General features: G+C 56.3%; 5 protein-coding genes. All 5 read left to right on the top strand.

What is annotated here, in order from left to right:
- Positions 1–98: 98 nt before the first annotated feature.
- The 5 genes from AMS67_RS04475 (at position 99) to AMS67_RS04455 (ending at position 2,737) form a co-directional block, all read left to right on the top strand.
- On the top strand, positions 99–392 hold the full coding sequence (locus AMS67_RS04475) for a WXG100 family type VII secretion target (protein WP_053386315.1): 294 nt from the start codon (positions 99–101) through the stop codon (positions 390–392).
- Positions 393–589: 197 nt separating this feature from the next.
- Positions 590–1,054, top strand: coding sequence for a hypothetical protein (locus AMS67_RS04470; protein ID WP_156316538.1), 465 nt, complete (start codon positions 590–592; stop codon positions 1,052–1,054).
- 29 nt (positions 1,055–1,083) lie between these two features.
- Positions 1,084–1,404, top strand: a complete 321-nt coding sequence (locus AMS67_RS04465; RefSeq protein ID WP_053386313.1) for a hypothetical protein — start codon at positions 1,084–1,086, stop codon at positions 1,402–1,404.
- Between the two features lie 6 nt (positions 1,405–1,410).
- Complete coding sequence (locus AMS67_RS04460) at positions 1,411–2,130, top strand: WXG100 family type VII secretion target (RefSeq protein WP_156316537.1); 720 nt, start codon at positions 1,411–1,413, stop codon at positions 2,128–2,130.
- Between the two features lie 46 nt (positions 2,131–2,176).
- Positions 2,177–2,737, top strand: coding sequence for a hypothetical protein (locus tag AMS67_RS04455; RefSeq protein ID WP_053386311.1), 561 nt, complete (start codon positions 2,177–2,179; stop codon positions 2,735–2,737).
- The last annotated feature ends 35 nt before the right edge of the window (positions 2,738–2,772 follow it).

The following is a 2,772-nucleotide window of genomic DNA, read 5'->3' as shown; positions in this document are numbered from 1 at the left end:
CCGGCCGCTTCGCAGGCTAAGTTTTCAACATCTGTGGGCGGTGAACGCCCGCGAATCTGGGGTACTCGGGGGACGCGAGGACGACTTGGGGATGACAATTGGCACAACTCACCTTTGACACCGAACGGATTCGAGACTTCGGTCAAGATCTTTCGGTCTCCGTGAATGGACTCGACATCGAGTTGCTCCGTCTCGAAAATGCTGCGCTTGTGCTTCGTGGAGCTTGGTCGGGGGAAGCGCAGCAAGCATTCGATTCGGCGCAGCTCGAGTGGGCCACTTCGATGCGGGCGCTCAAAACCATATTGCAGGCGGTTTCGGATCTGTGCGATTTTGCCGCGCAGACGTATGAAGACACGGAAGACGCGCTCGAGGACGTTTACGCGGCCGCGTAGCGTCCCATCCGGGACGTTCGGGAGAAAACGGGGCACATGGAATGACTCGAAACAATCGGGATACATGGAAGTTGCTCGGCGAAGAGCTCAGCCGAAGCGAGGAAGAGTTCTCATCGCTAGCGGTTGGGAGCCGCTCAGTAGCTGAGGGTAGGGACCAACTCGGAGCCGTCACGGTGACGCTTTCCTCGAATGCGACGATGATTGCGATTCGGGACGATTGGGAGCGCATCGTTCTCCCGCAAGATCTTGAAGCGGCAATCTCCGAAGCACTCAACCAGGCGATGCAGAGACGATACGAGATCGAGGAGTTCGGTCTGTCTGACGTCATCACCGAACAGGCGAGTGCGGCGGCTCCGCCGGTCACTTCGAACGTGAGCCATGAATTTGTTCGACGCACTTCTGAGCTCAGCGTCATTGAATTCAACGCTGAACTTGATTCCTTGATCGCTCAAGTGCAGGCGCACGTGAAGAAGCGCTCTCACGGGCGTGGGCCTCTGGGAATTGCAACAATCAACCTGTCCCCAGATGGGCATGTGAATTCCATTCGATTGAATTCCGAACGACTTCGGGGAGTCGGCGCGAAAGCGATCGAGCAAGACATTGGGTATGCGATTCAGGAAGCCACTGAATCAATGAGTCGGCCGTTCGACGGACTCGAATAATGCGTTCAGGGGTCTGAGCAAGGAGAATCATGGCTGTTGAAGTCGAGGTGACATTTAATGATGTGTCGAGCGACTCAGAGAAGTGGGCGACAAGCGCGGAAGAGCTTCGTAGCCTGGCCGCATCCATGGAGGGGCGAGATCTCCCCAATGATGCATTCATGATGGCCGGCATCGAGTTTGCAGGTGTGTATCGGGCGTTCTTGAGGCAACTTAACGCGCATTTGAGTGACGGCGCTGGTCAGTCGAGTGAAATTGCAGGATCGTTGACCTCAGCGGTGACCTCGTACAACTCTGCAGAAGACGTGATCTTGGCCAGACTCCGCGAAATCACTGCGGAATTGGAAGGTTGATTTGTTGTGAATGCGCAAGCCGCTCAATCCGTTTCGACGGTTCAGCGCTGCTCAGCCGACGTGGATCGTCTAGCAAGTGCAATTAATGGTGCGATCTCGATGATCCCGGCACCACTTCGCAGTTTCCTGAACGACATTCTTCAGAAGTGGGATGAGTTTTGCGCTGAAGTGCAACGCTTGTTCGAACTCTTTGAAGAAGTCATCAGTTATGGGCTTGGCGATCCCGCTGCGCTTCGTACCGCTGCGGAGTCCTGGAAAACGAGTGTGACCAATCTCCTCGAATCGGCTGCGGATCTGGTTCGTCGTGACGATCTCCCTGCCACGGATTCGTGGGAGGGGCCCGCATCGGATGCGTATCGTGTGATCGTCACCATGCAGCACGATGCGATTGAAAACATTGAAGATAGTGCGAAGCTCATCGGCGAGGCGCTCGGGAAGCATGCTGATTCGATCGAGAGTTTTTGGGGCAATATCCTCAACGGACTTGTGAACTTCGCCCTTGCGCTCGCGGGTGCGGTAGTGAGCGCTATCGCCCTCGTTCCACCGGTCACTCCCATCGGCGTCATCGGACTCATACTCTCAATCGTGGGTGCGGTGAAGAGTCTCTGGGATTTGTTTGCCACGGAGATCTCCGATCTCGAGCAGTTCTCGGAAGATGCAAGAGCTCTCGGGGAGTCCGTTGCGGAGAAATTCGAAGATCCATGGCCCTCCCTCGTAGCTTCTTGATCGAGGAGCTCGGGCCACGGGAATTCGGTCGCACCTTGGAGGCGTTGTGAACGGAATCGCAGGTGAGACGTTTCGGCAGCAGAATCTCGCACCGTGGTGGTGGATTTGGGGAGGGCTAAACGGCCTCCTCGTTCTCTTGCTCGGAGTCCGCGCACTGACCGCGCTGTGGTTTCAGCACACTGCCGCTGGCGTGGTCTGGCTGATAGTGATCCTGCTGATTGTCAACGCAGTGACCATTCCGATCATCATCGTCAACGCGCGAAAGCGCGTGGTGATTGATATTGCACAAGGACTGATTGCCACTGAACGAAGCGGACCCCATGCGGCTTCCGAGTTCGTCATGATCGTCGATCACGCCCGAACGTTTCCCCAACCCGCTCACCTGCTTGAACTGCGCTTTCAGCGGGGAAGTGTGAGTGTCGAGGCGGGGGCGTTCCGAGCCACTCCGGAACATCAGCGACGCAATGAAGCCTTGATCGCATTCATTGATACCTGGATTACCGCCCCCGAGCGACATCGATCGTTGCTGGGGGCCGGCGCTGCGCCTGGAATTACCGCGTATGCGATCGGTAAACGTGAAGCAGCGGAAATTCTGCGTCTCCCATGATCAAACGACAAATTTGGTTGGTGTAACTATTTGCC

Origin of the sequence: Leucobacter japonicus (assembly GCF_001273855.1) — a bacterium.
In the GTDB taxonomy this organism is placed as follows: domain Bacteria; phylum Actinomycetota; class Actinomycetes; order Actinomycetales; family Microbacteriaceae; genus Leucobacter; species Leucobacter japonicus.
This window is presented reverse-complemented; position numbering and strand designations above follow the sequence as displayed.

What these genes read in the sequence shown, in the direction of transcription:
- AMS67_RS04465 (WP_053386313.1), top strand. Translation starts at nt 1,084, where the DNA reads ATGGCTGTTGAAGTCGAGGTGACATTTAATGATGTGTCGAGCGACTCA.
- AMS67_RS04470 (WP_156316538.1), top strand. Translation starts at nt 590, where the DNA reads ATGATTGCGATTCGGGACGATTGGGAGCGCATCGTTCTCCCGCAAGAT.